The 26,618-nt window shown below is 64.0% G+C and carries 26 protein-coding genes; 12 read left to right on the top strand and 14 right to left on the bottom strand.

Annotated elements, in window-relative coordinates:
• Positions 1-19 precede the first annotated feature (19 nt).
• The 9 genes from V3314_RS02195 to V3314_RS02155 all read right to left on the bottom strand — a co-directional run bounded on the left by V3314_RS02195 (position 20) and on the right by V3314_RS02155 (position 6,589).
• On the bottom strand, positions 20-346 hold the full coding sequence (locus V3314_RS02195; protein WP_003257821.1) for a DUF3392 domain-containing protein: 327 nt from the start codon (positions 344-346) through the stop codon (positions 20-22).
• 9 nt (positions 347-355) lie between these two features.
• A complete protein-coding gene (hemW, locus tag V3314_RS02190; protein WP_338459884.1) occupies positions 356-1,531 on the bottom strand; it encodes a radical SAM family heme chaperone HemW in 1,176 nt (391 codons plus the stop codon).
• Positions 1,528-2,124 carry an RdgB/HAM1 family non-canonical purine NTP pyrophosphatase gene (gene rdgB, locus V3314_RS02185; protein ID WP_046613545.1) on the bottom strand — a complete coding sequence of 199 codons (597 nt, stop codon included), beginning with the start codon at positions 2,122-2,124 and terminating at the stop codon, positions 1,528-1,530. The genes hemW and rdgB overlap by 4 nt, the downstream gene beginning before the upstream one ends.
• Positions 2,121-2,555 carry a DUF4426 domain-containing protein gene (locus V3314_RS02180; RefSeq protein ID WP_338459883.1) on the bottom strand — a complete coding sequence of 145 codons (435 nt, stop codon included), beginning with the start codon at positions 2,553-2,555 and terminating at the stop codon, positions 2,121-2,123. The genes rdgB and V3314_RS02180 overlap by 4 nt, the downstream gene beginning before the upstream one ends.
• 22 nt (positions 2,556-2,577) lie before the next feature.
• Positions 2,578-3,198 carry a methionine biosynthesis protein MetW gene (gene metW / locus V3314_RS02175; protein ID WP_015272149.1) on the bottom strand — a complete coding sequence of 207 codons (621 nt, stop codon included), beginning with the start codon at positions 3,196-3,198 and terminating at the stop codon, positions 2,578-2,580.
• Positions 3,199-3,205: 7 nt separating this feature from the next.
• Complete coding sequence (locus tag V3314_RS02170; protein WP_046613543.1) at positions 3,206-4,345, bottom strand: homoserine O-acetyltransferase; 1,140 nt, start codon at positions 4,343-4,345, stop codon at positions 3,206-3,208.
• Positions 4,346-4,444: 99 nt separating this feature from the next.
• Positions 4,445-5,035, bottom strand: a complete 591-nt coding sequence (locus V3314_RS02165) for a YggT family protein (RefSeq protein ID WP_013974619.1) — start codon at positions 5,033-5,035, stop codon at positions 4,445-4,447.
• A gap of 10 nt (positions 5,036-5,045) precedes the next feature.
• On the bottom strand, positions 5,046-5,864 hold the full coding sequence (gene proC / locus V3314_RS02160) for a pyrroline-5-carboxylate reductase (protein WP_046613542.1): 819 nt from the start codon (positions 5,862-5,864) through the stop codon (positions 5,046-5,048).
• 38 nt (positions 5,865-5,902) lie between these two features.
• Complete coding sequence (locus V3314_RS02155) at positions 5,903-6,589, bottom strand: YggS family pyridoxal phosphate-dependent enzyme (protein WP_085602016.1); 687 nt, start codon at positions 6,587-6,589, stop codon at positions 5,903-5,905.
• A 65-nt stretch (positions 6,590-6,654) separates the two neighbouring features.
• On the opposite strand from V3314_RS02155, the gene V3314_RS02150 reads away from it, so the two are divergent.
• Positions 6,655-7,653: a PilT/PilU family type 4a pilus ATPase gene (locus tag V3314_RS02150; protein ID WP_338459882.1), complete on the top strand. Its 999-nt coding sequence runs from the start codon at positions 6,655-6,657 to the stop codon at positions 7,651-7,653.
• Positions 7,654-7,780: 127 nt separating this feature from the next.
• On the opposite strand, the gene V3314_RS02145 is transcribed toward V3314_RS02150, so the two are convergent.
• Positions 7,781-8,416, bottom strand: coding sequence for a C40 family peptidase (locus tag V3314_RS02145; protein ID WP_085602018.1), 636 nt, complete (start codon positions 8,414-8,416; stop codon positions 7,781-7,783).
• A gap of 166 nt (positions 8,417-8,582) precedes the next feature.
• Here V3314_RS02145 and V3314_RS02140 point away from each other — a divergent pair, with 166 nt between their 5' ends.
• Complete coding sequence (locus V3314_RS02140; protein WP_085602019.1) at positions 8,583-8,999, top strand: TM2 domain-containing protein; 417 nt, start codon at positions 8,583-8,585, stop codon at positions 8,997-8,999.
• Positions 9,000-9,124: 125 nt separating this feature from the next.
• Here the strand turns inward: V3314_RS02140 and V3314_RS02135 are convergent, their stop codons facing one another.
• The 3 genes from V3314_RS02135 to V3314_RS02125 form a co-directional block, all read right to left on the bottom strand.
• Complete coding sequence (locus V3314_RS02135; protein WP_196182388.1) at positions 9,125-9,823, bottom strand: SPOR domain-containing protein; 699 nt, start codon at positions 9,821-9,823, stop codon at positions 9,125-9,127.
• Between the two features lies 1 nt (position 9,824).
• Positions 9,825-11,561 carry an arginine--tRNA ligase gene (gene argS / locus V3314_RS02130; protein ID WP_046613536.1) on the bottom strand — a complete coding sequence of 579 codons (1,737 nt, stop codon included), beginning with the start codon at positions 11,559-11,561 and terminating at the stop codon, positions 9,825-9,827.
• 218 nt (positions 11,562-11,779) lie between these two features.
• Complete coding sequence (locus V3314_RS02125; protein ID WP_196188251.1) at positions 11,780-13,999, bottom strand: primosomal protein N'; 2,220 nt, start codon at positions 13,997-13,999, stop codon at positions 11,780-11,782.
• A gap of 167 nt (positions 14,000-14,166) precedes the next feature.
• Between V3314_RS02125 and rpmE the strand changes: the two genes are divergently transcribed.
• The 3 genes from rpmE to V3314_RS02110 all read left to right on the top strand — a co-directional run bounded on the left by rpmE (position 14,167) and on the right by V3314_RS02110 (position 16,652).
• Positions 14,167-14,382 carry a 50S ribosomal protein L31 gene (gene rpmE, locus V3314_RS02120; protein ID WP_046613534.1) on the top strand — a complete coding sequence of 72 codons (216 nt, stop codon included), beginning with the start codon at positions 14,167-14,169 and terminating at the stop codon, positions 14,380-14,382.
• 2 nt (positions 14,383-14,384) lie between these two features.
• Positions 14,385-15,206 (top strand): thermonuclease family protein, encoded by an 822-nt coding sequence (locus tag V3314_RS02115; RefSeq protein ID WP_108480399.1) that lies wholly within the window; start codon positions 14,385-14,387, stop codon positions 15,204-15,206.
• A 177-nt stretch (positions 15,207-15,383) separates the two neighbouring features.
• Positions 15,384-16,652, top strand: coding sequence for a malic enzyme-like NAD(P)-binding protein (locus tag V3314_RS02110; protein WP_046613532.1), 1,269 nt, complete (start codon positions 15,384-15,386; stop codon positions 16,650-16,652).
• A 110-nt stretch (positions 16,653-16,762) separates the two neighbouring features.
• Here the strand turns inward: V3314_RS02110 and V3314_RS02105 are convergent, their stop codons facing one another.
• Complete coding sequence (locus V3314_RS02105) at positions 16,763-19,216, bottom strand: penicillin-binding protein 1A (protein WP_046613531.1); 2,454 nt, start codon at positions 19,214-19,216, stop codon at positions 16,763-16,765.
• Between the two features lie 204 nt (positions 19,217-19,420).
• Between V3314_RS02105 and pilM the strand changes: the two genes are divergently transcribed.
• From pilM to V3314_RS02070, 7 genes are all read left to right on the top strand, one after another.
• Complete coding sequence (gene pilM / locus V3314_RS02100; RefSeq protein WP_338459881.1) at positions 19,421-20,302, top strand: pilus assembly protein PilM; 882 nt, start codon at positions 19,421-19,423, stop codon at positions 20,300-20,302.
• A complete protein-coding gene (locus V3314_RS02095) occupies positions 20,299-20,835 on the top strand; it encodes a PilN domain-containing protein (protein WP_108480397.1) in 537 nt (178 codons plus the stop codon). The genes pilM and V3314_RS02095 overlap by 4 nt, the downstream gene beginning before the upstream one ends.
• 11 nt (positions 20,836-20,846) lie before the next feature.
• A complete protein-coding gene (locus tag V3314_RS02090) occupies positions 20,847-21,848 on the top strand; it encodes a pilus assembly protein PilP (protein ID WP_338460305.1) in 1,002 nt (333 codons plus the stop codon).
• Positions 21,772-23,040 (top strand): secretin N-terminal domain-containing protein, encoded by a 1,269-nt coding sequence (locus V3314_RS02085; RefSeq protein WP_338459880.1) that lies wholly within the window; start codon positions 21,772-21,774, stop codon positions 23,038-23,040. The genes V3314_RS02090 and V3314_RS02085 overlap by 77 nt, the downstream gene beginning before the upstream one ends.
• A 4-nt stretch (positions 23,041-23,044) precedes the next feature.
• Positions 23,045-23,563, top strand: a complete 519-nt coding sequence (aroK, locus tag V3314_RS02080; protein ID WP_338459879.1) for a shikimate kinase AroK — start codon at positions 23,045-23,047, stop codon at positions 23,561-23,563.
• A 96-nt stretch (positions 23,564-23,659) separates the two neighbouring features.
• Complete coding sequence (aroB, locus tag V3314_RS02075) at positions 23,660-24,757, top strand: 3-dehydroquinate synthase (RefSeq protein WP_046613526.1); 1,098 nt, start codon at positions 23,660-23,662, stop codon at positions 24,755-24,757.
• Between the two features lie 15 nt (positions 24,758-24,772).
• Positions 24,773-26,398 (top strand): AAA family ATPase, encoded by a 1,626-nt coding sequence (locus tag V3314_RS02070; protein ID WP_338459878.1) that lies wholly within the window; start codon positions 24,773-24,775, stop codon positions 26,396-26,398.
• Positions 26,399-26,618 lie beyond the last annotated feature (220 nt).

Below are 26,618 nucleotides of genomic sequence, written 5' to 3'. Positions count from 1 at the left end.
GCTCCTGCAAGGCCGTGGCTCAGCCCCGTCGATCCGCCACCACCCCGATCAGCACCAGTACCACCAGCAACACCGGCGCCAGCGCATAGTTGTTGAACTGGCTCAGCCCTTTCACCACCCAAGGCGTTGCATAGATCAGCGCCGCACCGCTGCCGATCATAACCAGCAAGGCCATGAACGGTACGCGCAGGGCGCCCGCCAGGCCGCCCAGGCGCTGTTCCACCCAGCCCTTGATATCGGTGCCGAACAGCACCAGCAGGCAGCCTACCAAGGCCAGTGAAATCTCCGACAGGTTGCTGCGGCTCCAGCGAGAAACCGTCGCGAGCAAATCAAGTACCAGATCCATGGGTCATCCTTAGGTCAAGAAATACTGCAGCAGGTCATTGAGGAACAACTGGCCCCTTGGCGTGGCCACTAGTCGATCCGGTTCGACCTGCAAAAGGCCCTTTTGTTCGGCCGCGCGGCGTGCCTCATGCAGTTGCGCCAGCGGCAAACCGGTGCGTTGGGTGAACAGTTCGGCTTCCACCCCATCGGTCAGGCGCAGGGCGTTCATCAGGAACTCGAACGGCAGTTCTTCGACTGGGAGCTGCTTTTCGCCGGCCTTGAACGGCTTGGCCAGATTCAGGTAATCCTTGGGCAGGCGGGTTTTCCAGGTGCGCAGGATGCGCCCGTCGGCGAAGGTCAGCTTGCCGTGGGCACCGGCGCCGATGCCGATGAAGTCGCCAAAGCGCCAGTAGTTGAGGTTGTGCCGGGCAGCGCGCCCAGCCTGGGCATAGGCCGAGACCTCGTACTGGCGGAAGCCGTGCTCGGCCATCAGTGCCTGGCCGGCCTCCTGGATGTCCCAGAGGATGTCGTCCTCGGGCAACTCGGGTGGCTGGTTCCAGAACACCGTGTTCGGCTCCACGGTCAGCTGGTACCACGACAGGTGCGTCGGCCCCAGGTCGATGGCCTGGCGCAGGTCACCCAACGCATCGTCGAGCGACTGGTCGGGCAGGCCGTGCATCAGGTCCATGTTGAAGTTGTCGAAGCCGGCGGCGCGCGCCATGCCGGCGGCGCGGACCGCTTCATCGCCATTGTGGATACGCCCCAGCGCCTGCAGTTTGGCTGGCTGGAAACTTTGCACACCAATGGAAAGACGATTGATGCCGGTTTGCCGGTAGGCCTTGAACTTGTCCTGCTCGAACGTGCCCGGATTGGCCTCCAGGGTGATTTCGATGTCCGGCGCAAACGGGATACGTTGTTCCACGCCACGCAGCAGCCGGCCAAGGGCGTCGGCACTGAACAGGCTCGGGGTCCCGCCGCCGAAGAAGATCGAGCTGATCGGCCGTCCTTGCACGGCGGCCAGTTCCTGGTCGAGGTCGGTCAGCAGGGCGGCGACGTAGGCATCCTCCGGCAGTTCAGGCCCGGCAGCGTGAGAGTTGAAGTCGCAGTAAGGGCATTTGCGTACGCACCACGGGATGTGGATGTACAGCGCCAGCGGCGGCAGGCTGGTGAAACTTGCCGCGCCGGGGGGGGACAGCGTTTCGATCATGCCAGGCCCAGGCGTTGGCGCAGCAGGGCCATGGCGCGGGCGCGGTGGCTGAGCTGGTTCTTGTCCACAGGGGCCAGGTCGGCGCTGGAGCAGTTGCGCTCCGGTACCCAGAACAGCGGGTCGTAGCCAAACCCGTGCTCGCCACTGGCCTCGAACATGATGCGCCCGTGCCACAGGCCTTCGCACAGGATCGGCAGCGGATCGTCGGCGTGGCGCACCAGTGCCAGGACGCAAACGAACTGTGCGCCGCGCTCGGCTTCAGGCACGTCTTTCAGTGCTTCAAGCAGCTTGGCGTTATTCGCCGCGTCACCCTTGCCGTCGGCATAGCGCGCCGAGTAGATGCCTGGCGCGCCGCCGAGGAAGTCCACCGCCAGGCCCGAATCATCGGCCAAGGCCGGCAGACCGGAAATGCGAGCAGCGTTGCGCGCCTTGAGGATGGCGTTCTCGACGAACGACAGGCCGGTCTCTTCCGGCTCGACCTGGCTGAACTCGCCGATCGAGCGCAGCTGCACGGACGCGCCGAGCATGGCCTGGAGTTCCTTGAGTTTGCCGGCGTTATGGCTGGCCAATACGAGTTGCTGGAAATTCATCATTCGCCTGGGAACACTTCCTGGTTGAAGCTGAGGGAGTTGCTGATGCCGCCGGTTTCGATATTCAGGTCGAAGGTGACGGTCTCTGCCTGGTCGATCTTGAACTGGGCGATGTAGTAAACCGCGCCCTGGTCGGTGATCTGCTTGAACGACAATGGGCTGCTGCGCCCGGTCAGGTCCTTGACCGTGCCGCTGACCACAGCCGTGGCGGGCTTGTTGGCCTTGAGCACGGCGATGTTGAGTACGCCCTGGTTCTTGCTGCGTACCAGGCCGGTGGCTGCGGCCACCTCCGGTGTCAGCATGCTCGAGGTGAACGCGCTGTAGTGCACCGTCACGTCGCCAAACACTTCCTTGCGCTCGGGGCGGGCAGCATCGGCAGCCAGTACCGGCAGGGCCAGGCACAGGCTGATCAGGAACAGGGCTAGGCGACGCATGGGGTGATTCCTCCGGTAGGCGTCAGACCGCGAGCTGATGTTCTTGCAGGCCCGGGCTGCTGACGCGGTAGATGCCGATCTCACCTAGAAGATTAGGCCAAAGCCGGCCACCCCACCCGTTGCGGTGCAAGTGGTCCACTGCCAGGCGGTCGAGCACCTTTGCGCGGCGCTCGTGGCACAGTTCCTCGAAGTCGGCGAAGGTGCAGAAGTGGATGTTCGGCGTGTTGTACCAGGTGTACGGCATGAAGTCCGAAACCGGCATGCGGCCTTTGGTCGCCAGGTACCAGCGGCAACGCCAGTGGCCGAAGTTGGGGAAGGTGATGATGCACTGGCGGCCCACGCGCAGCATCTCGTCGAGGATGCGGTCAGGGTACTCCACGGCCTGTAGGGCCTGGGTCATGATCACCACGTCGAAACTGTTGCTGGCGAAGTTGCCCAGGCCCTTGTCCAGGTCCTGCTCGATGACGTTGACGCCCTTGGCCACGCAGGCGGCGATGTTGTCGGCGTCGATCTCCAGGCCATAGCCGGTGACCTGCTTGCGGTCGCGCAGCGAGGCCAGCAGTTCGCCGCTGCCGCAGCCCAGGTCGAGTACCCGGCTGCCGGCGGGGATCCAGTCGTGGATGATTTCCAGATCGGCTCTCATGCTGTCCTCAGATGGCAATGCGGTTCATGTAGTTCGAGAAACCCTGCATGTAGCGAGGCGTTGGGATCAGGAAGGCGTCGTGCCCGTAAGGCGAGTCGATCTCCAGATAGCAGACGTTCTTGCGCGCGGCCATCAGGGCGTCGACGATCTCGCGCGAACGGGCCGGGGAGAAGCGCCAGTCGGTGGTGAACGACATGATGCAGTAATCCGCCTTGACGTGGGCCAGGGTGGCCGCCAGGTCACCGCCCTGGGCGGCGGCAGGGTCGAAGTAGTCCAGCGCCTTGGTCATCAGCAGGTAGGTGTTCGCGTCGAAGCGCCCGGAAAACTCCTCGCCCTGGTAGCGCAGGTAGCTCTCGACCTGGAATTCGACGCTGTGGAAGTCGTAGTTGAGCTTGTCGCTCTTCAGCTCACGGCCGAATTTCTCCCCCATCGAGTCGTCCGACAGGTAGGTGATGTGGCCGACCATGCGCGCCAGCATCAGGCCGCGCTTGGGGATCACGCCCTGGTCCTGGAACGAACCACCGTGGAATTCGGGGTCGGTGAGGATGGCCTGGCGTGCCACTTCGTTGAAGGCGATGTTCTGTGCCGACAGCTTGGGCGCCGAGGCGATGTCGACGCAATGGCGCACCCGTTCGGGGTAGCTGATGGTCCACTGCAGCGCCTGCATGCCACCCAGGCTGCCTCCGACCACGGCAGCCCACTGCTGGATGCCGAGGCGCTCGGCCAGGCGCACCTGGCTGTGCACCCAGTCTTCCACGGTCAGCACCGGGAAGTCGGCGCCATAGGGCTTGCCGGTGGCCGGGTTGACGCTGCTGGGGCCGGTGCTGCCGTTGCAGCCGCCCAGGTTGTTCAGGCTGACCACGAAGAAGCGGTTGGTGTCGATCGGCTTGCCAGGGCCGATGCAGCTGTCCCACCAGCCCGGCTTGCGGTCGGTGGCGGCATGGTAGCCAGCGGCATGGTGGTGGCCGGAAAGGGCATGGCAGATCAGCACGGCGTTGCTCGCGCTGGCGTTCAGGGTGCCATAGGTCTCGTAGACCAGTTCGTAACTGGCCAGGGAGCGGCCACAGGCCAGTGCCAGCGGTTCATCGAACCGGGCGGTTTGCGGTACTACCAGACCGACGGAATCTTCGGGAAAGACAGTGGACATCGACCCTGCTCACGCTTGACGGAGGCGTAAGTCTAAAGAGCGCTACCCCCAGCGGCAAGCAGAGGCTTGCCGCTGGAAGCAACCAGGGTCAGGTGAGGCTCAGATCATCCGCCACAGCTCTTGTGGCATGCCGGCGTAGGCGGCCAGCGGCGGCATTACGAACGACTGGATCACCTGGATCGCGAGGAAGGCGAAGATCGGCGAGATGTCCATGCCGCCCAGGTTGGGCACGATGCGGCGGAACGGTGCCAGCACTGGTTCGCTGATCTGGTAGGCCAGTTCGGCTGCCGGGTTGTGGCTGTTGGGAGCAACCCAGGACACGATCACCATGACGATCATCGCTACCCAGAAAATCTTCAGAAACAGTGAGGTGATACCGATGATGGCCCACATCAGCAGGTGCAGGATGTCACCGAAGGTGCCGTAGGTCACCATCAGCACGAATGCCATCAGCAGCGCCTGGATGACCACCGACAACAGCAGCGAAGAGGTATCCAGCCCACCGACGCTGGGGATGACCCGGCGAATCGGCTTGAGCAGCGGCTGCGTGGCACGCACGGCGAACTGGCACAGCGGGTTGTAGAAGTTGGCCTTGACCAGCTGCAGGACGAAGCGCAGCAGGACGATCACCAGATACAGGCTGACCAGGGTTTGCACCACGAAGATCGCGGCGCCGGACAGTGCATTCATCTAAGGCTCCTTATTTGCCCAGTTGTTCGGCCAGCTCGGCGGAACGCGTAGCCGCAGCCTGCAGCGCCTGTTCGACAATGGCTTCGAAGCCGCTGGCCTGGAACGACTTGATCGCCGCTTCGGTGGTGCCGGCAGGCGATGTGACACGCCGGCGCAGTTCGGCGGCATCGACATCGCTGGCAACCGCCATGCGTGCGGCGCCCAGGGCTGTCTGCAGGGTCAGCTGGGAGGCGGTTTCACGTGGCAGACCAAGCTTTTCGCCTGCCGCGGTCATTGCTTCGATCAGCAGGAAGAAGTATGCCGGGCCGCTGCCAGAAACGGCAGTCACGGCGTCCAGTTGCTGCTCCTGCTCCAGCCACAGGGCGGTCCCCACGGCCGACAGCAGTTGCTCGGCCTGCTGGCGTTGTTCGCTGGATACTTCCGCGGTGGCGTACAGGCCGCTTACGCCCTGGCGCAGCAGTGCCGGGGTGTTGGGCATGCAGCGCACCACCGGGCGAGCGCCGACCCAGCTTTGCAGGCTGGCGCAGGTGATGCCGGCGGCGATGGAAACGATCAGCTGGCCATCCTGCAGGTTCGGTTGCAGGGTCTGGCACACGGCTTTCATGACCTGCGGTTTGACCGCCAGGACGATGACGTCGGCGCCGTCGATGGCCTGGGCGTTGCTCTCGAAGGTTTCGATGCCGTGCTCGGCCTGGATGCGGCTGCGGGTCTCGGCGCCCGGGTCGCTGGCGCGGATCTGCGAGGCGTCCAGGCCCTGGGCACGCAGACCACCGATCAGGCTGGCGGCCATGTTGCCGGCGCCGATAAAGGCAATACGAGTCTTGCTCATGTCAGGTCCTTGTGGGAAAGAGTGAGTAAAGCATGGAATCAGGGCTGCCCGTAGTCGCGGGCACCGAACAGGGCGGTACCGATACGCACCCAGGTCGCACCCTGTGCGATGGCCGCTTCCAGGTCGTGGCTCATGCCCATGGACAGGGTGTCCAGGCCAAGGCCCAGGCCTTCCTGCAACTGGCGCAGGGTGGCGAAGGCGGCTTCCTGGGCGGCGCGGTCATCGGTAGGTTCCGGGATGGCCATCAGCCCGCGCAGGCGCAGGTTGGGCAGTGCTGCTACCGCCTTGGCCAAGGTCGGCAGGTCGGCGGGTGCGCAGCCGGACTTGCTGTCTTCGCCGCTGACGTTCACCTGCAGGCAGATGTTCAGTGGCGCCAGCCCGGCCGGGCGCTGCTCCGACAGGCGCTGGGCGATTTTCAGGCGGTCCACGGAATGTACCCAATCGAAATGCTCGGCAATGGCTTTGGTCTTGTTCGACTGAATGGGGCCGATGAAGTGCCAGATCAAGGGTAGGTCGCTGAGAGCCTGCTGCTTTGTCAGCGCTTCCTGTAGGTAGTTTTCCCCGAAATCGCACACACCGGCGGCGTGGATCTCGCGGATGGCGCTGGCTGGCTTGGTCTTGCTCACGGCCAGCAACTGGACGCTGGCCGGATCACGCCCGGCAGCCTGGGCAGCGCTGGCGATTCGGGCGTAAATAGCGGAAAGGTTGTCTGCTAGGGTGGACATGGACTGATGCCGGCGGCTGTGGGGGTTGCGGCATTCTACCTACTTGAAGGCCTTTGGGGAGTCTCATGGATGTGACCGAACTGTTGGCCCGGGCCGTGGATGCGGGGGCTTCCGACCTGCACTTGGCGGCGGGCCAGATACCGATGTTGCGCCTGGATGGCGAGCTGCAGCGCATGGCACTGCCGACCTTGGGCCCGGCTGCCTTGACCGAGGGCATGGCGCCCATGCTGGATGAAGACCAGCGCCGACAGTGGGCCCAGGGTGATGAGCTGGACCTTGCGCTGGAACTGCCGATGCTGGGGCGCTTTCGGCTGAATCTGTTTCGCCAGTTGCATGGCCCTGCGGCCACCTTTCGCCTGATTCCGGGGCATATCGCCACACTCGATGAACTTGACCTGGGGGATGTGTTTCAAGCTGTTGCGCAGTGCAGCGATGGCTTGATCCTCGTTGGTGGACCGACCGGGAGCGGCAAGTCCAGCACCTTGGCGACACTGCTCGACCAACTGAACCGCGATCGGGCTCTGCATATCATCACCCTCGAAGACCCTGTCGAGGTTATCCACAGCAGCCAGCGCAGCCTGGTCAACCAGCGCGAGGTCGGCCGCCATTGCGGTGGGTTCGCCCAAGGGCTGCGCAGTGCCCTGCGCCAGGATCCGGATGTGATCATGATCGGTGAGCTGCGCGACCTGGAAACCATTCGCCTGGCCTTGCGTGCGGCCGAGACCGGGCACCTGGTGTTGGCGACTGTGCATACGCGTTCGGCGGTCAACAGCATTGACCGGTTGGTGGAGGTGTTCGCTGCAGAAGAGAAGCCACTGGTGCGGGTGATGCTGGCCGAGTCGTTGCGCCTGGTGGTGGCGCAGGTGCTGGTCAGGCGTGCGGGCGGTGGTCGAGTTGCTGCGCGGGAAGTGCTGGTGGTAACGCCAGCGGTGCGTAATCTGGTTCGGGAAGGACGGATGGCGCAGTTGTGTTCGGTGATGCAGGCGGGTGGTGCGGACGGGATGCGGACGATGGAAGGGGCAATGCGGGGGCTGAGGGAGCGAGGGCTGATCGAAGACTTGTAGTGGCGGTACCGGCCCCTTCGCGGGCACGCCCGCTCCCACAGGTATGGCGCTGCCCGCGAGAGCGACGCGGTACCTGTGGGAGCGGGCGTGCCCGCGAAGAGGCCGATACAGGAGAGGGCTGATCAGATCAGCGCTTGGCCAGGTTCAGCTGCTGCTGTTCTTTCGGCAGCACTCGCTTGGCCACCACGTAATGCTTCTGCCAGTACGGCTTGCTCAAGGTATCGATGCTTACCCGCTTGCCACGGCGTGGAGCATGGATGAAGCGGTCGTTGCCCAGGTAGATGGCAACGTGGTTCACCCGGCGGCTCTTGATGTTGAAGAAGATCAGGTCACCTGGCTTCAGGTCACTCTTTGCCACCTTGACGCCGTGGCCCTGAGCCATGGCATTGGAGGTGCGCGGCAGGTCGACGTCGGCGACGTCGTTGAAGGCGTATTTGACCAGCCCGCTGCAGTCGAAGCCTTTCTTCGGGCTGCTGCCGCCCCAGACATAAGGGGTACCAAGCACATTCACCGCACGGCTGAGCACGTCGCTGCTCTGCTTTGGCGACATGGCGGCGACCGGCACACCGGGCACGCTGCGGCTGCTGGCGACATTGCTTGGGCGGGTGCGCAGCGCGGTCTGCTTGACCGGTGCATGTCTTACCGAGGCATTGGTGGTGTAGCCGGTAAAACCATTGGGAAGACGTTGCTCACGATTGGTGGCGTGGGCGGCCAGGGGCAATAATAGGCAGAGGGTCAGCCATGTCTTGAGTAAAGGCGGCATAGATGAAGCTCTTATGAATAGTTATGTGTTGGGCGCGCAACTTTATAACAGCTTTTTGATCAATCTTTGATCCGTTGGTCGATTGTCCAGGTGCCGTACGTCGGCCTGCGACAAGAAAGTCACATTTTTTCTTAGAAAATTTTCGGATAACCCACGGGGGCTATGAATGAACAGTTATCAACAAGGGGCGCCGTTTCACGACACCCACAGCAAGACCATTGGCTACCTGCTATGGATTTTCGGCTTTACCGGGTCGCATCGTTTCTATTACGGCAAGCCAGTAACCGGCACCATCTGGTTCTTCACCCTTGGCTTGCTGGGCATCGGCTGGTTGATCGACCTGTTCCTGATCCCGTCCATGGACCGTGAAGCCGACCTCAGGTTCCAGTCCGGGCGGATTGACTACAACATCGCCTGGATCCTGCTGACTTTCCTGGGGGTGTTTGGGCTGCACCGGCTGTATCAGGGCAAGTGGATCACCGCGATCATCTACTTCTTTACCGGCGGGCTGTTCCTTGTGGGGGTGCTGTATGACTTCTGGACGCTGAACAGCCAGGTTTCCGAGCGGAATGCGGGGCGCTGAAATTATTCGCGGGTGAACCCGCTCCTACAGGCACCATAGAGCCCTGTGGGAGCGGGTTCACCAGCGAAGAGGCCGGAAGCGCCTATGAAAAAGGCCTTGTCGCACCGAAGCAGCAAGGCCTTTTTTTACTGACGGGTCTGCCGCTGTTGCAGCAGCAGGTTGCTGAAACCTGCCCCGGCCAGCTGCTTCTGCGCCCCGGTCAGCTGCTCGCGGTTGCTGAACGGGCCCACCAGCACGCGGTACCAGGTTTCGTCCTTGACCGTGCCCGACTCCACCTTCACCGACTGGCCCAGCAGGATGATCTGCGCGCGTACCTTGTCGGCATCAGCCTGCTTGCGGAACGAACCGGCCTGCAGGAAGAACTGGGTGGTTGCCGCCGGCTTGATCACCGGTGGTGCCGGTGGCGGGGTCTGGCCCATAAGCGCAGCCTGAGCTCGCGCCGTGTCGATCTTCGCCGCTTCGGCCGGCGTCACCGGGGTCACCGGCTGGGCCGGGACGGGTGGCGTCTTCTCTGGCACGGCCTCCGGCGGCACGATCACCTCGGACTCCGGCAGCAACGTGTAGAAGTCGTACTTCGGCTTCACCGGCTGCTGCGGGTTGGTCTGCGCCGGTTTGCCGGCCTCGGCCACTTTCTCCGCCTTCTGCTGCTCGGGTTTGGTGCGCTTGATGTCTTCGCCACCGGGCTCGAGTTTCATCAGGAACACGATGAAGGCGCCTACGGTCAGGCCTACCGCCAGCCATACCCAACCGGGGATCGGCTGCTTGGCCGGTGCCGTCTGGCGGCTGGCGCCGCGTTTGGGTGCAGGTTTTTTCTTGGCAGCCAACTTACATGCGCTCCAGGGTTTCCAGGCCGAGCAGTTCCAGACCTTGCTTGAGGGTGCGACCGGTCAGGGCCGCCAGGCGCAGGCGGCTCTGCTGCTGCTGCGGGGTTTCGGCGGCAAGAATCGGGCAGTTCTCGTAGAAGCTGGAGAACAGGCCGGCCAGGTCGTACAGGTAGCTGCACAGTACGTGCGGTGTGCCCTTGTCGGCGACGTTGTTGAGGATTTCGCCAAACTGCGCCAGGCGCGCGGCCAGGTCCTGCTCATGGGCAGCCTGTAGCACGATGTTGCCGTCGACTTCATCGAAGCCCTTGCCCAGTTTGCGGAATACGCCAGCCACGCGGGTGTAGGCATACAGAAGGTAAGGCGCGGTGTTGCCTTCGAAGTTGAGCATCAGCTCGAAGTTGAAGCTGTAGTCGCTGGTGCGGTGCTTGGACAAGTCGGCGTACTTAACCGCGCCAATGCCCACCACTTCGCCGATGTGTCGCAGTTCGTCATCGGCCAGGCTCGGGTTCTTTTCCTTGACCAGCGCGTAGGCGCGCTCCTTGGCCTCGGTGAGCAGGTCGATCAGCTTCACGGTGCCGCCGTCACGGGTCTTGAACGGGCGGCCATCAGCGCCGTTCATGGTGCCGAAGCCCATGTGCTCCATCTGCATCGGGTGGCCGACGAAGCCTGCGCGGCGTGCAACTTCGAACACTTGGTTGAAGTGCAGGGCCTGGCGCTGGTCGACGAAGTACAGGGCGCGGTCTGCCTTTAGCACGTTGCTGCGATAGCGCACGGCGGCCAGGTCGGTGGTGGCGTACAGGTAGCCGCCGTCGGCCTTCTGCACGATAACCGGCAAAGGTTCGCCTTCGCTGTTCTTGAACTCGTCGAGGAACACGCACTGTGCGCCCTGGTCTTCGACCAGCAAGCCCTTGGCCTTGAGGTCGGCGACCACGTTGGCCAGGTCGTCGTTGTAGGCGCTTTCACCCATCACGTCGGCCATGGTCAGCTTGACGTTGAGCAGTTCGTAGGTCTTCTGGCAGTGCGACAGCGAAATGTCCTTGAAGCGCGTCCACAGGGCCATGCAGTCCGGGTCGCCGGCCTGCAGTTTGACCACCAGACCGCGGGCGCGGGTGGCGAACTCTTCGGATTCGTCGAAGCGCTTCTTGGCGGCGCGGTAGAAGTTTTCCAGGTCGGACAGTTCGTCGCTGGTGATCGGGTTTTCTTCCAGGTAGGCCAGCAGCATGCCGAACTGGGTGCCCCAGTCGCCCACGTGGTTCTGGCGGATCACCTCATCGCCGAGAAACTCCAGCACGCGCGCCACGCTGTCACCGATGATGGTCGAACGCAGGTGGCCGACGTGCATCTCCTTGGCCAGGTTGGGTGCCGACATGTCGATCACGACCTTTTGCGCAGGGCCGGCCTTGCGCGCGCCCAGGTGGGCGTCGGCCAGTGCGGCATCCAGGCGGTTGGCCAGGGCGTCGGTGTTCTGGAAGAAGTTGAGGAAGCCGGGGCCGGCGATCTCGACCTTGCTGATGTCGGCGCTGGCCGGCAGGGCATTGATCAGTTTCTCGGCCAGGTCGCGCGGCTTCATGCCGGCCGGCTTGGCCAGCATCATGGCGATGTTGCTGGCGAAGTCGCCGTGAGTCTTGTCCCGGGCGTTTTCCACCTGGATCGCCGGCGACAGCCCTTCAGGCAGCACACCGTCGGTGACGAGTTGGGTGAGGGCTTGCTGGATCAGCTGGCGAATGGTGTCTTTCATGGGGATCTCTTTTCGACCGCAAGCGCGGTGGAGCGCTTGGATGCGCAGGTGGAAAAACTGGGCATTATCCGTGGCCGGGGGCGGGTTGCCAACCTTTGGGGTGCAACCATCAAGGGTTCCATGTTGTGTTCGAGGGCCTCATTGCCGGCAAGCCAGTTCCCGCAGAAGAGCGCGCGCAACGTGTGGGAGCTCGCTTGCCGGCGATTAGGCCGGTCGATTCAGTACAGGTCTACCGGGTCGACATCCAGCGACCAACGCACCTGGCGCCCGCTCGGCATCTGCTCCAACACTAGCAACCAGGAGCTGATCAGTCGATGCAAAGGCGCCCGGGTATTGGCCTGTATCAACAGTTGCGCCCGGAAGCGCCCGGCGCGACGCTCCATCGGTGCTGGCACCGGCCCCAGCAGCTCGATGCCAGGCAGGCGCTGTTCCGCCACCAGGCGCTCGGCGGCGGCGCAGGCCTCGTCGAGGAAAGCTTCGGCCTGCCCGGGCTTGTGCGCTTCGGCGCGCAGCAGTGCCAGGTGTGAGTAAGGCGGCAGCCCGGCGGCGCGGCGCTCGTCCAGGGCCTGTTCGGCGAAGGCGAAGTAACCCTGCTCGGTAAGCTGCACCAGCAGTGGATGGTCGGCCAGATGGGTCTGGATGATGACCTTGCCGGGGTCCTCGGCCCGCCCGGCCCGCCCGGCAACCTGCACGATCAGCTGCGCCATGCGTTCGCTGGCGCGGAAATCGCCGGAGAACAGCCCGCCATCGGCATCGAGGATAGCCACCAGGGTCACCCGCGGGAAGTGATGGCCCTTGGCGAGCATCTGGGTGCCGACGAGGATGCTCGGCTGGCCGCGCTGGATGGTGCTGAACAGGTTGTGCATGGCGTCCTTGCGTGCCGTGCTGTCGCGGTCCACACGCAGGATCGGGTAATCAGGGAACAGCACTTTCAGGCGTTCCTCGGCGCGCTCGGTGCCGGCGCCGACCGGGCGCAGGTCAACGTGGTTGCACTGCGGGCACTGCTGCGGCAGGCGCTCGTCATAGCCGCAATGGTGGCAGCGCAGCACGCCGGAGCGCTGGTGTACGGTCATGCGCGCATCGCAGCGCGGGCATTCGGACAGCCAGCCGCAGTCGTGGCACAGCAAGGTCGGGGCGAAACCGCGGCGGTTGAGGAAAACCAGCACTTGCTGGCCTGCCTCCAGGGTTTGGCGGATGGCCTGCTGCAGTGGGCCGCTGATGCCGCTGTCCAGTGGCAGGCTCTTCACATCCAGACGCAGCATCCGCGGCGGGCGGGCGCCGCCAGCGCGCTGGTTCATGCGCAGCAGGCGGTAGCGGCCGGTCAGCGCGTTGTGCAGGGTTTCCAGTGATGGCGTGGCAGAACCGAGCAGGATCGGGACGTTTTCCTGATGGGCACGCACCAACGCCAGGTCGCGGGCGTGGTAGCGCAGGCCTTCCTGCTGTTTATAGGAGCCGTCGTGCTCCTCGTCGATGATGATCAGGCCGGGGTTCTTCATCGGCGTGAACAGCGCCGAGCGGGTACCGATGATGATGTCTGCCTCGCCGTCCCGGGCTGCCAGCCAGGCATCCAGGCGTTCGCGGTCGTTCACCGCCGAATGAAGCAGGGCGATGCGGGCGTTGAAGCGTTGCTCGAAGCGGGCCAGGGTCTGAGGGCCGAGGTTGATCTCCGGGATCAGCACCAGGGCCTGCTTGCCCGCCTCCAGTGTTTCGCGGATCAGTTGCAGGTACACCTCGGTCTTGCCGCTGCCGGTGACACCGGCCAACAGGAAGGCGCCGAAGCCGCCAAAGCCTTCGCGCACGGCGTCGAAGGCGTCGCGTTGCTCTTCGTTGAGCGGTAGTTCCGGCTGTGCCAGCCAGTGTTCGTGGCGCAGCGCCGGCAGGTGGCGGCGGACCTCGATCTGTACCAGGTCCTTGGCCAGCAGCAGGTCGAGGCTGTCCTTGTTCAGGTTGAGCTTGGCCAGCAGGCTGTGGGCCACGCCGTGCGGGTGCTGGGCCAGGGTCTTGAGGGCATCGCGCTGGCGCGGTGCGCGGGCGATGCGAGGGTCTTCCAGGCGGGCGTCGGGGGCGACGTGCCAGAAGCGCTCCTGACGCATCTCGGCGGGTTCGCCCTGGCGCAGCAGGGTCGGCAAGGCCCAGCTCAGGGTGTCACCCAGGCTGTGCTGGTAGTACTGGGCGGTCCACAGGCACAACTTGAACAGCGACGGCGGGATCGGCGACACCGGGTCGAGCAGGGCGCTGGCCGGCTTGAGCTTGTCGGCGGGCACTTCGCTTTGCTCGCACACCTCCACCAGCACGCCGATCATTTCGCGGCGGCCGAATGGCACGCGAATGCGCATGCCCGGGGTCAAGGCTTGGCGCGCCATGCTTGCCGGCGCCTTGTAGTCGAACAGGCGACGCAGCGGGGAGGGCAGGGCAAGGCGCAGGATGACGTCGGACACGCGAAAAGTCTCGGAGGGCGTTTCAAAGACTGGCGAGCCTAGCAGACGACGGTCGGTGCAAGCGACAACTTGCGTTGGCGTGATGCTCTGGTATTATTCGCCGCCTAATTACGTGCGGTATTCAACAATTGGTGTTGGGTGGCGGCACGCAGCTCGAGGAAGTGACCATGAAAGCAGATATTCATCCGAACTACGAAGTAGTTGCAGTCACCTGCAGCTGCGGCAACAAGTTTGAAACCCGTTCGACCCTGGGCAGCACCCTGTCGATCGACGTTTGCAACCTGTGCCACCCGTTCTACACCGGTAAGCAGAAAGTCCTGGACACCGGTGGTCGCGTACAGAAGTTCGCCGATCGCTTCGGTATGTTCGGTACCAAGAAGTAATCATGCGCATGGCGAGCCCCTCGGGTTTCGCATTGCTGCAAAAAAAGGCGCCCCTTGTGGGCGCCTTTTTTATGGGCGTCATCTGGCATTTCCCGGCCCTGGCGTTCTGCCCGCTGCCGGACAGCCCACAGTGGGTGGCGGTACGGCAGGTGGTGGATGGCGATACCTTGCGTCTAGTCGATGGCCGCAGCGTGCGACTGATCGGTATCAACGCCCCGGAAATCGGCCGCAACGGGCGCAACAGCGAGCCCTATGCCGAGTCCGCCAGGCAACGTTTGCAGGCCTTGGTCAAGGCCAGCGACGGGCGTGTCGTGCTGGAGCCGGGCGTCCAGTCCAAGGACAAATACGGCCGCACGCTGGCGCATATCTACGGCCGCAATGGCGACAATATCGAGGCACAGTTGCTCAGCGAGGGTTTGGGCTATCGCGTCGCGGTTGCCCCAAATGTGCGCCTCAGCGCTTGCCAGCAGCTTGCCGAGCAGGCTGCGCGCAAGGCTGGCTCCGGGCTGTGGCGTCGTTCGCCTGTGGTGCGTGCCGGGGATGTGAGGCAGTCGGGTTTCGCGATCATTGCGGGCCGCATCGAAGGCGTGGAGCGCAACCGTAGCGGGGTCTGGCTGAACCTGGACGGGGCCGTGGTGCTGCAGGTTCCCGCTCGTCTGCAGCGCAACTTCCCCGCCAGCTTCTTCGATAACCTCAAGGGGCGCCAGGTCGAGGCGCGTGGCTGGGTGCTGGATCGTTCCCGTAAGGGCGGCCTGAAGCCCGGGCAGCGACGCTGGCTGTTGCCGTTGACCGATCCGGGCATGTTGGAGCGCATTTCAGGCTAAAAGATGTAGACATTTCGCTATTAAATTGTACACACTGTGAGGCGTATGCCCCGTGGGTTATAGCGTAAAGTCGTAGGCTAAAGGCCTTGACACAAGTGACCGACCAGTCTTGTGGCTCCCCGGCTCTTTGCGTATCCTCGGCGGTCCGTCAGAACAGTAAATAGCGGAATGCCCACCATGTCAGACCTGAAAACCGCCGCTCTCGAATATCACGCTCAACCTCGTCCGGGGAAACTGAGCGTCGAGCTCTCCAAGCCCACCGCCACCGCCCGTGATCTCGCCCTCGCCTACAGCCCAGGTGTTGCTGAGCCCGTGCGTGAAATCGGCCGTGATCCAGAGCTGGCTTACAAATACACCGGCAAAGGCAACCTGGTTGCGGTGATTTCCGACGGCACCGCCATCCTCGGTCTGGGTGACCTCGGCCCACTGGCTTCCAAGCCGGTCATGGAAGGCAAGGGTGTTCTGTTCAAGCGTTTCGCTGGTATCGACGTGTTCGACATCGAAGTGGAATCGGAAAGCCCACAGGCTTTCATCGACACCGTTCGCCGCATCTCGATCACCTTCGGTGGCATCAACCTCGAAGACATCAAGGCGCCTGAGTGCTTCGAAATCGAGCGCACCCTGATCGAACAGTGCGACATCCCGGTATTCCACGATGACCAGCACGGTACTGCCATCGTGACCGCTGCCGGCATGATCAACGCCCTGGAAATCGCCGGCAAGAAGCTGGAAGACGCCAAGATCGTCTGCCTGGGTGCCGGCGCTGCCGCGATCTCCTGCATGAAGCTCCTGGTGAGCATGGGCGCCAAGGTCGAGAACATCTACATGATCGACCGCAGCGGCGTGATTCACGCTGGCCGTGACGACCTGAACCAGTACAAGGCGCAGTTCGCCCACGCAACCGACAAGCGCACCCTGGCTGACGCCCTCGACGGTGCCGACGTGTTCGTAGGCCTGTCCGGCCCGAACCTGCTGAGCGCCGAAGGCCTGAAGTCGATGGCTGCCAACCCGATCGTGTTCGCCTGCTCGAACCCGGACCCGGAAATCTCGCCTGAGCTGGCGCACGCCACTCGCAGCGACGTGATCATGGCTACCGGTCGTTCCGACTATCCGAACCAGGTCAACAACGTACTGGGCTTCCCGTTCATCTTCCGTGGTGCCCTGGACGTTCGCGCCAAGCGCATCAACGAAGAAATGAAGATCGCCGCCGCCATCGCCCTGAAAGACCTGGCCAAGCTGCCAGTGCCGAAGGAAGTCTGCGAGGCCTACGGCGTGGAAGGCCTGGAGTTCGGCCGTGAGTACATCATTCCGAAGCCGCTGGACGCTCGCCTGATCACCGTCGTTTCCGACGCGGTGGCCAAGGCCGCCATCGAATCCGGCGTGGCTACCCTGCCGTATCCGAAGCACTACCCGCTGACCAGCGTGGATGACGTGTTCAAAGGCTGATTGCTGCCTGGCGACACAAAAAGCCCCGGCTCGTATGAGCCGGGGCTTTTTGTTTACACGCTGCACTGATGATGCCGTCCCTTGTAGGGGGCGGCGTTAACCGCTGTGCTTCAGAACAGATCCATCGGTGCCGCTTCATCCGCCGGCAACGGGCTGCCCGGTGCTGCGCCAGTGCCCAGTTCGTCCACCGACGGCGGCGAATCCTCGGCCTTGAACAGCTCGAAGTAGGCATTCGGCGTGCTCGGCGAAGCGGCACGGCCGCTGACCGGGTCGACGCGCAGGCTGAGGATGCCTTCCGGCTCTGCTGGCGCATGCGCAGGCTTGTCCTTGAGCGCCGCGCCCATGAAGCTCATCCAGATCGGCAGTGCCGCCGTGCCGCCGTACTCGCGGCGCCCAAGGGTTTCGGGCTGGTCGAAACCGACCCAGACGGTGGTCACGTAGTCGGCGTTGTAGCCGGAGAACCAGGCGTCCTTGGATTCGTTGGTGGTACCGGTCTTGCCTGCCAGATCGGTGCGGCCCAAGGCCAGCGCCCGGCGGCCGGTACCGCGCTTGATCACGTCCTGCAGCATGCTGGTGAGGATGTAGGTGGTACGCCCGTCGACTATCTGCTCGGCCACAGCCGGCGCCTGCGGTGCAGGCGCTACCTGGCCGAAGGCGGCGGGTGCCTCGCCCGGCATGGCGGCGGTGCTGATCGGCTGTTCGGGCGCGGCCACACCCGCCTGGTCCTCGGCACCTTGTGGTACGCGGGCCGGGTTGGCGGTAAACAGCGTCTCGCCGCTGCGGCTTTCGATGCGCTCGATCAGGTACGGGGTGATCTTGTAGCCGCCGTTGGCAAAGGTGCTCCAGCCAGTGGCGATTTCCATCGGGGTCAGGGTGGCGGTGCCCAGTGCCAGCGACAGGTTGCGTGGCAGGTCCTGCTTGTTGAAACCGAACTTGGCGATGTAGTCGATGGTGCGGTCCACGCCCATGGCCTGCAGCAGGCGGATCGACACCAGGTTGCGCGACTTGTACAGCGCTTCGCGCATGCGGATCGGGCCGAGGAAGGTGTTGGTGTCGTTCTTCGGTCGCCAGACCTTGTCCAGGTACTCGTCGACGAAGACGATCGGTGCATCGTTGACCAGGCTGGATGCGGTGTAGCCACTGTCCAGGGCGGCGCTGTAGATGAACGGTTTGAAGCTCGAGCCCGGCTGCCGCTTGGCCTGCATGGCGCGGTTGTAGTTGCTCTGCTCGAACGAGAAGCCGCCGACCAGGGCGCGGATGGCGCCGTTGTAAGGGTCGAGGGTGACCAGCGCGCTCTGCGCGCCAGGCACCTGGCTGAACTTGAACTTGCCATCCTCAAGGCGCTGCAGGCGCACCAGGTCACCGACCTGGGCCACGTCCGCCGGCGACTGCGGCGCACGGCCCTGGGAGTTGCTATTGATGAACGGGCGCGCCCATTTCATGGTGTCCCAGGCCACCAGCTCTTCCTGGCCGCTGCGGGTCAGCACCTTGAGGCCGGTTTTTTCGACCTGGGTGACGATGGCCGGCTCCAGGCCGCCAAGGCTGCGCTGTTTGCCCAGTTCCTGCAGCCAGGCCGCCTGGGTGCGCCCCGGGAAGCGTGCTTCGGGGCCGCGGTAGCCGTGGCGCTCATCGTAGTCGGAGAGGCCGTTGAGGATGGCCTTGTTGGCCATTTCCTGCATGTCGCTGGGCACCGTGGTGGTGACACGGAAGCCTTCGGTGTAGGCGTCGCTGCCGTAGCGGCCGACCATTTCGGCGCGGGCCATTTCGGCGATGTAAGGCGCATTCACTTCAGGCGTGGGCACGTGGTAGCTGGCGTTGAGCGGCTCGGCCAGGGCTGCCTGGTAGCTGGCTTCGTCGATCTTGCCAAGCTTGTACATGCGGCCGAGGATCCAGTCGCGGCGCTCCTTGGCGCGCACCGGGTTGGCCAGCGGGTTGAAGCGCGAGGGTGCCTTGGGCAGGCCGGCGATCATCGCCATCTGCGCCAGGCTCACGTCGCGGATCGACTTGCCGTAGTACACCTGCGCAGCGGCATCGATACCGTACGCGCGGTTGCCCAGGTAGATCTTGTTCACGTACAGCTCGAGGATCTCGTCCTTGGTCAGCTCACGTTCGATCTGCAGCGCCAGCAGAATTTCGTTGGTCTTGCGCGAGAAGCTGCGCTCGCTGGTGAGGAAGAAGTTCTTCGCCACCTGCATGGTGATGGTGCTGCCGCCGGTCTGGATGTGGCCGGTTTTCACCAGCTGGGTTGCGGCGCGCATCAGGCTGCTGGGGTCGACACCGTAGTGGTTGAGGAAATTGTCGTCCTCGGCTGACAGAAGCGCCTGTATGAATTGTGGGGGAATTTCCGCAAAGCGGATCGGCGAGCGACGCATTTCGCCAAACTCGGCAATCAGCTTGCCGTCGCTGCTGTACACCCTGAGGGGGATCTGCAACTGGATGCTTCTGAGCGATTCGACCGAGGGCAGGCTGGGGCTAAGATACAGAAACGCACCGCTCACACCGAGTACGAGCGCGCAGATGACTGCGACGGAAGACCACCAGAAGAACTTCAGCAGACGTATCAAGGCTTTTCGGTGTCCAGGTTGGGAGTGGATTGCACGCAGGTCCGGCGGACCAAAAAACGCTGGGCATTATAAGCATTTTTTCGTCTCTCCGGGTTACCGGCCAGGCTGCCCGTCGCCTCGATGGGGCGGCGCGGCCTAGTGTTGACGCGGGGTTGGGGCAGGTAGTCGCGACAGACGGCGGCGACAGACAACAAGGATGCCACGATGCTAGGACGCTTTGGCAAGGATGCCGGTTCACTCTTGGGGGTGGAAATTGCCCCTGACTCCGTTCGGATTGTGCAATTGCAGCGGCGTAACCGGCGCTGCCGGGTGCTTGCCTCGGTACAAGAACCGTTCGAATCACCGGCTGGCAGTGATTGGGTGGCAGAACCTGGCGCCGTGGCGGCTGCCTTGAGGCGGGCCTACCGACGCAGCGGCCTCAGGCAGCGCAGGGTCGCGCTGGCACTGCCGGGCAACCAGGTGATCTGCAAAGTGTGCCATCTGCCGGTGGAACAGGGTGGGCCAGAAATGGAGGCGCAGTTGCTGGCTGACGCCGAACGGCTGTTTCCATTTCCGCTGGAAGACCTGGCCCTGGATTTTCAGGTTCTGGGAGGCTCTAGGGTCGAGCCAGGCTGCGCTGAGGTGATGGTAGCTGCGTGCCGACAGAGTGCACTGGCGCCACTTGAAAGCATCATCGAGGAGGCCGGGTTGCAACTGGAGGCCGTGGAGGTCGACAGCATTGCCTTGGGGCGCATGCTGCCACTGGACAGGCAGCAGCGCTCGGCGCTGCTGCGTATCGAGGCGCAAAGCACCACCCTTCATGGCTGGCAGTCGGGCCGGCCTCAGCAGCGGCGTGAGCTGAGCCTGGGCCTGTCGACGATAGCGGGAGCGCTGCCGGAGCGCTTGCTGGCCTTGCTCGCCAGTGAGCCTTTGCCCGATTGCCTGTTGATTGCCAGCCGTTCCCCTATCGAACCGGGGCAGTTGCAGAGCCTCGGCTCTCGGTTGAACCTGCCGTGTCGCCTGGTACCCGATCTGGCGCGCCTGGAACATGTCGATGGCGCGATGATCCTGGCGTGCGCCCTGGCTCTGGGAGGGTTGCGCCGATGATGCGGCTGAATCTTCTGCCTTGGCGCGAACGGCAACGCCAGGCCGCGTTGCGGTCTTTTCGAAGGCAGCTGGTCGCCGGAGCGCTGCTGGCCCTGTGTGGCGTGACGCTGGTCGACCAGCTGGCCCGCCAGCGCGGGCAGCAGCAGGCGCTGGCCAATACCCGACACCAGGCAGCACTTGAGGTGTTGGGCGAACAATTGCAGCCGCTGGCCGATGTGCGTGCGCAGCACGAGGCGCTACTGGCACGCGCGGTGGCGCTGGAGGGCCTGCGTGCCCACCAGGATGTGCTGGCCGGGGTGTTCGCTGACCTCGAGCGGGCGTTGCCAGTGGGTGTGCAATTGCTCGACCTCAGCCTGGAAGACGGCAACCTGCAGATGACCGGGCTGGCCACCTCGGGCGCCGTGGTCGCGCAGTTCATGCGTGACCTGAGCCGCTCCGGCGCGCTGGTCGGTCTGGAGCTCAAGCGCATCAGGAGCCTGCCGGGCGGCGATGAATTCCTGCTGGGTGCGCGCGTTTCGGCGTTCTGGTCGTGAATGCTGCGCAGGTGCTCGGCTGGTTGGCCGTGGCCGAGCGCTCCAGCCGCTTCAGGCAGCTGGCGCCCGTGCTGGTGGCCTTGGCGTTGTTCGGCCTGGGCTGCGCCATACTTCTCCCTGCAGCACTGCAGCAGCAGGCGCAGGAGGAGGCTCGGCATGCCGAGTTGCACGAGCAGCATTCAGCCGGCGAGGTGCAGCTGGCCGAGCTGGAGCAACTCCACGCGTCTGTGGCCGTTGCCGAACGACGCTTGCGGGAGGCGTACTGGCACCTGGCAGCCGGGGAGGGCATGAGTGACCTGCTCGAGCGCCTGGCGGCGTCGGGGCATGCGCACGGCTTGCTCATCGAGCGCTTCGATGTACATGAAGACGAACAGCAGGCCGGCTTTCGCAAGGTGCCGCTGGAGCTTCAGGTGGTGGGGCGTTACGCGGCCGTGCGTCAGTGGCTGGGCGACTGGTTGGGCCAGGCGCGTGTGCTACGCAGTGGTGACCTGCAGTTGGCTGCAGTAGATGGCAAGCCTGGCCTGCTGCGCCTGCAGTTGCGGGTTGATGCCTTTCAGGCGCTGGCGCCAGTGCCGGAGCCTGCGATGTATGCGCGCATGCCGGCCAGGGGCGTGATGGCAGCGCCGCCAGTCGACCCGTTTGCGCCTGGGGCGAAGCGATTGACGGGCAGCGGGTTGGCCGGCGTGCCTTTGGCGCAACTGGAGATGGTCGGCAGCCTGTCGCGTGGGGCGGAACACGAAGCACTGCTGATGGCTGCTGGCAGACTCTATCGCGTGCGCCCTGGGGACCGAGTCGGGCGTGACCAGGGGGTAGTGGCGAGGGTTGATCAAGCCCAGGTCGAAGTACTCGAACGGCTGTTCATCGCAGGGGAGTGGCATGAACGTACGGCGTTCATCACGCTCGCAAGGCACTTGGGCACGGAGGCCCCGGACGACGATGAAAACATTGATGAAATGGATGCTGGCAGCCCTGCTGCCGGTCCCGCTGGCGTCGGCGACGCCCTACCAGGGTGAACCACTGTCGCTGAGCTTCCAGGATGTGGAAGTGCGCTCGGTGCTGCAGGTGCTGGCTGACTATGCCGGGGTCAACCTGGTCGCCAGCGATGCCGTGCAGGGGAGCGTCACCTTGCGCTTGCAGGATGTGCCATGGGACCAGGCGCTGGACCTGGTGCTGCGCAGCAAGGGCCTGGCCCGGCGCCAGGAGGGTAATGTGCTGCTTGTGGCGCCTGCGGCCGAGTTCGCCGCGCAGTCTGTCGATGCCCGTGTGGGCCAGGCGCTGGATGCGCAGTTGCAGCCGTTGCGCCGAGAGCTGATGCCCATCCATCACGCCAAGGCCGCCGAACTTGCGGAGCTGCTGCTGGCGAGCCTGGCGGATGACGGCATCCTAACCGGTCGGGGCAGCCTCAGTGTCGATGAGCGCACCAACACGCTGGTGGTGCACCAGCCGGCCGACCGCCTTGCCGAGCTGAGGCAACTGGTGGAGCAACTGGATGTGCCGGTGCGCCAGGTAGCGATCGAGGCGCGTATCGTCGAAGCCAACGTCGATTACGAAAAAAGCCTGGGGGTGCGCTGGGGTGGGCCGCTTTACGTTGAGGACCCTCGGCCGGGCAAGGACCTGTTCGTCGATCTCGGGGTGGAGCGGGTGGGCGGCAGTATCGGCCTGGGCGTGCTGCGTGGCGACGTGCTGCTCGACCTGGAACTCAGTGCCATGGAAAAGAGCGGCAACGGCGAAATCATTTCGCAGCCCAAGGTGGTCACCGCTGACAAGGAAACGGCCAGGATTCTCAAGGGTACCGAGGTGCCGTACCAGGAAACCAGCAAAAGCGGCGCAACCTCGGTAGCGTTCCGCGAAGCCTCGCTGTCGCTGGAGGTGACCCCGCAGATCACCCCGGACAACAAGGTGATCATGACCGTCAGGGTGACCAAGGACGAGCCGGATTACGTCAATGCCTTGAACAACGTACCGCCGATCCGCAAGAACGAGGTCAATGCCAAGGTTCGCGTGGTGGACGGTGAAACGATCGTTATTGGTGGCGTGTACTCGACTTCGCAAAACAATGTGGTCGACAAGGTGCCATTTTTCGGCGATCTGCCGTATGTTGGGCGGCTGTTTCGACGCGATGCATTACAAGAGAAAAAATCCGAGCTGCTGGTCTTCCTGACTCCGCGTATCATGAGTGACCAGGCGATTGCTGTGAGTCGTTGATTCTGTGCGAAATTTGATACTTGTGGGACCCATGGGCGCTGGTAAAAGCACCATCGGACGCCTATTGGCCAAAGAGCTGCGCTTGCTGTTCAAGGATTCCGACAAGGAAATCGAACTGCGATGCGGTGCCAACATCCCGTGGATTTTCGACAAGGAAGGCGAGCCGGGTTTCCGTGACCGTGAGCAGGCGATGATCGCCGAGCTGTGCGCACTCGACGGCGTGGTCCTGGCGACCGGCGGTGGCGCGGTACTGCGCGAAGCCAACCGCCAGGCCCTGCACAAGGGTGGCCGGGTGATCTATCTGCATGCTTCTGTGGAACAGCAGGTTGGCCGCACCGCGCGCGATCGTAATCGCCCCCTGCTGCGCACCGCTAACCCCGAGGCGACCTTGCGCGCTCTGCTGGAAACCCGTGACCCGCTTTATCGTGAGATCGCCGACCTGGTGGTGGAAACCGACGAGCGGCCGCCACGCATGGTGGTGATCGATATTCTCGAGCGTTTGCAGCAGTTGCCGCCCCGTTAGCCCGGGACTATTCTCGGCCACCAGCGCCGAGGCGAGGTTCAACGTTACCGCGCGGGTGCCCGAACGGCGCCGCGCCCAAGTATATTGTGGGGATACATGCAGACACTAAAGGTCGACCTGGGCGAGCGTAGCTACCCGATCTACATTGGCGAAGGCCTGCTGGACCAGCCCGAGCTGCTGGCGCCGCACATCGCCGGGCGGCAGGTTGCCATCGTTTCCAACGAGACCGTCGCGCCCCTGTATCTCGAACGCCTGAGCAAGACCCTGGGTGCCTATTCGGTGCTGCCGGTGGTATTGCCTGATGGTGAAGCCCACAAGAACTGGGAAACCCTGCAACTGATCTTCGATGGCCTGCTGACTGCACGACACGACCGCCGCACCACCGTGGTTGCCCTGGGTGGTGGCGTGATCGGTGACATGGCCGGCTTCGCTGCCGCCTGCTACCAGCGCGGCGTCGACTTCATTCAGGTGCCGACCACCCTGCTGTCCCAGGTCGACTCTTCGGTTGGCGGCAAGACCGGCATCAACCACCCGCTGGGCAAGAACATGGTCGGTGCCTTCTACCAGCCCAATGCGGTGCTGATCGATACCACCAGCCTCAAGACTCTGCCGGCGCGCGAGCTGTCCGCAGGCCTGGCCGAAGTGATCAAGTACGGCCTGATCTGCGACAAGCCATTCCTCGCCTGGCTCGAGGACAATATGCAGGCGTTGCGCGCCCTCGACCCGGTGGCGCTGACCGAAGCCATCCGCCGCTCCTGCGCGGCCAAGGCCGCGGTGGTGGGTGCCGACGAGCGCGAGTCTGGCGTACGCGCCACGCTGAACCTGGGGCATACCTTCGGGCATGCCATCGAGACCCACATGGGTTACGGTGTGTGGCTGCACGGCGAAGCCGTGGCGGCGGGCACGGTGATGGCCCTGGAAATGTCCATGCGTCTTGGCTGGATCGACCAGGACGAGCGCGATCGCGGAATCCGCCTCTTGCAGGACGCGGGTTTGCCGGTGGTGCCACCACAGGAAATGACCCCGGCGCATTTCATGGAGCACATGGCGGTCGACAAGAAGGTGCTCGACGGCCGGCTGCGTCTGGTGCTGCTGCGCCAGATGGGCGAGGCCGTGGTGACCGACGACTATCCGAAAGAGATTCTTCAGGCCACGTTGTCGGCGGATTACCGCGCGATCGTGGCCCAGCTTTGAGGTTGTGACAGCGCAATGACCAGTTTGCATGCCGATGAGGCCTTTCTCGACCATTACCAGTTGAGCCACGATCCGTTCGCACCCCGCGTGCCCGGTTTCAAGTTCTTCCCGGCCCAGCGCAAGCCCGTGCTCGGCCAGCTGCACCACCTGGCGCGCTACAGCCAGCTGATGCTGGTTGTCACCGGTCCACTGGGCAGCGGCAAGACCCTGCTGCGCCAGGCCCTGGTGGCCAGTACCAACAAGCAGGCGGTGCAGAGCGTGGTGGTATCCGCCCGTGGCGCCAGCGATGCCGCAAGCGTACTCGGCCAGGTCGCGCAGAGCCTGGATGTGGCCGAGGCCGAAATGCAGGCGATTCTGGCCAAGGTGGTGCAACTGGCACTGACCGGCCAGGAAGTGTATTTGCTGGTGGACGATGCGGAACAACTCGACGAGTCGGCACTCCAAGCGTTGCTGGAATTGGCGGCGGGTGTACCGGAAGGGCGCCCGCATGTGTTCCTGTTCGGTGAGCCGTCGCTGATTGCCGGGCTGGATGAGATCAATATCGAGGAAGAACGCTTCCACATCATCGAACTCGCCCCCTACAGCGAAGAAGAAACCCGCGAGTACCTGGAGCAGCGCCTGGAAGGTGCTGGCCGGGGCATCGAGGTGTTCAGCCGTGAACAGATCGTCGATATCCATGAAAACTCCGACGGCTGGCCTGGCAACATCAACCAGGTCGCCCGTGACACTTTGATCGAAGCCATGATCGCCAGCCGCTCGACGGCCAAGCGACCATCCATGGGGTTCAAGATGCCTAAAAAACATGTGCTCGCGCTGTCCGCTGTGGTTGTGGTCGCCGTTGCGGCCGCGGTGTTGATGCCGAAGAAAGGTGACAAGGCGCCTGCCGAAGCGCCGGCCGCCCAGGCCCAGCTGCCACTTGGCGAGGGCCAGGCCAATGGTGGCAACCCGGCCATCGAGTTCTCGGGTTCGTCCCAGCCGATGCCGCTGCCCCTGGTTGGCCAGTCGCAGCCGGTGATGCGCGAGCCGCTGGCCCAGGCCGCAGGCATGGGCGAAGGTGAGGAGGGCAGCCCGGCCGGTGATACCGCTCTGCAGCTAGGCAACCCGCCACCAACCGTGACCACCATCGCACCGCCGCAAGGGGTGCCAGCGGGCCCGGCACCGGTACCTGCCCAGTCAGTGGCCGCAGCGCCAGCGCAGCCGCAACCACAGCCGGTTGCGCCAGCGCAAAAACCTGTCGCAACCCAGCCTGCCAAGCCGGTTGCGCCTGCCAAGCCGGCACCAGCACCGACCCAGGTCGCCGTGGCCAAGCCGGTCGCCAAGCCTGTCGAGAAGCCGGTGGCCGGTGGCAGCGGCAACAGCGGTTGGTACGCCGGGCAGAAACCGGGCAATTACGTGGTGCAGATCCTGGGTACCAGCTCCGAGGCTTCGGCCCAGGCGTTCGTCAAGGCGCAGGGTGGCGACTATCGCTACTTCAAGAAAAACCTGCAGGGCAAGCCGCTGTACGTAGTCACTTACGGCAACTTCGCCAACCGCGACGCAGCGGTTGCGGCAATCAAGAACTTGCCAGCGAAGGTCCAGGCTGGTAAACCTTGGCCACGTACTGTCGCCAGCGTCCAACAAGAGCTGGCCTCGGCCCGCTGATACCTTCCGGGCGGCACCACCCCGCCGCCCAGTTGCTGAGCGATTACTGACTTTCGACTAGCCTGCTGCGTTGTCACGCGGCAGGCTTTTCTGTCCCAGACTGCCGGCCACAAGCCTTACTTGCAGTCATGGCTGAAACGCTTCAGACTCGAGCCAAGCCGCTATCACGGCGCATGGCGCAAAAACATTCAAAATTGCGACATAAATTTTCAATGGTGAG

Source organism: Pseudomonas sp. TE3-3-F2023 (genome assembly GCF_036784815.1).
GTDB lineage: Bacteria > Pseudomonadota > Gammaproteobacteria > Pseudomonadales > Pseudomonadaceae > Aquipseudomonas > Aquipseudomonas pudica.
Note: the sequence above shows the minus strand (reverse complement) of the source record. Positions and strands in the feature narration are given on the sequence as shown.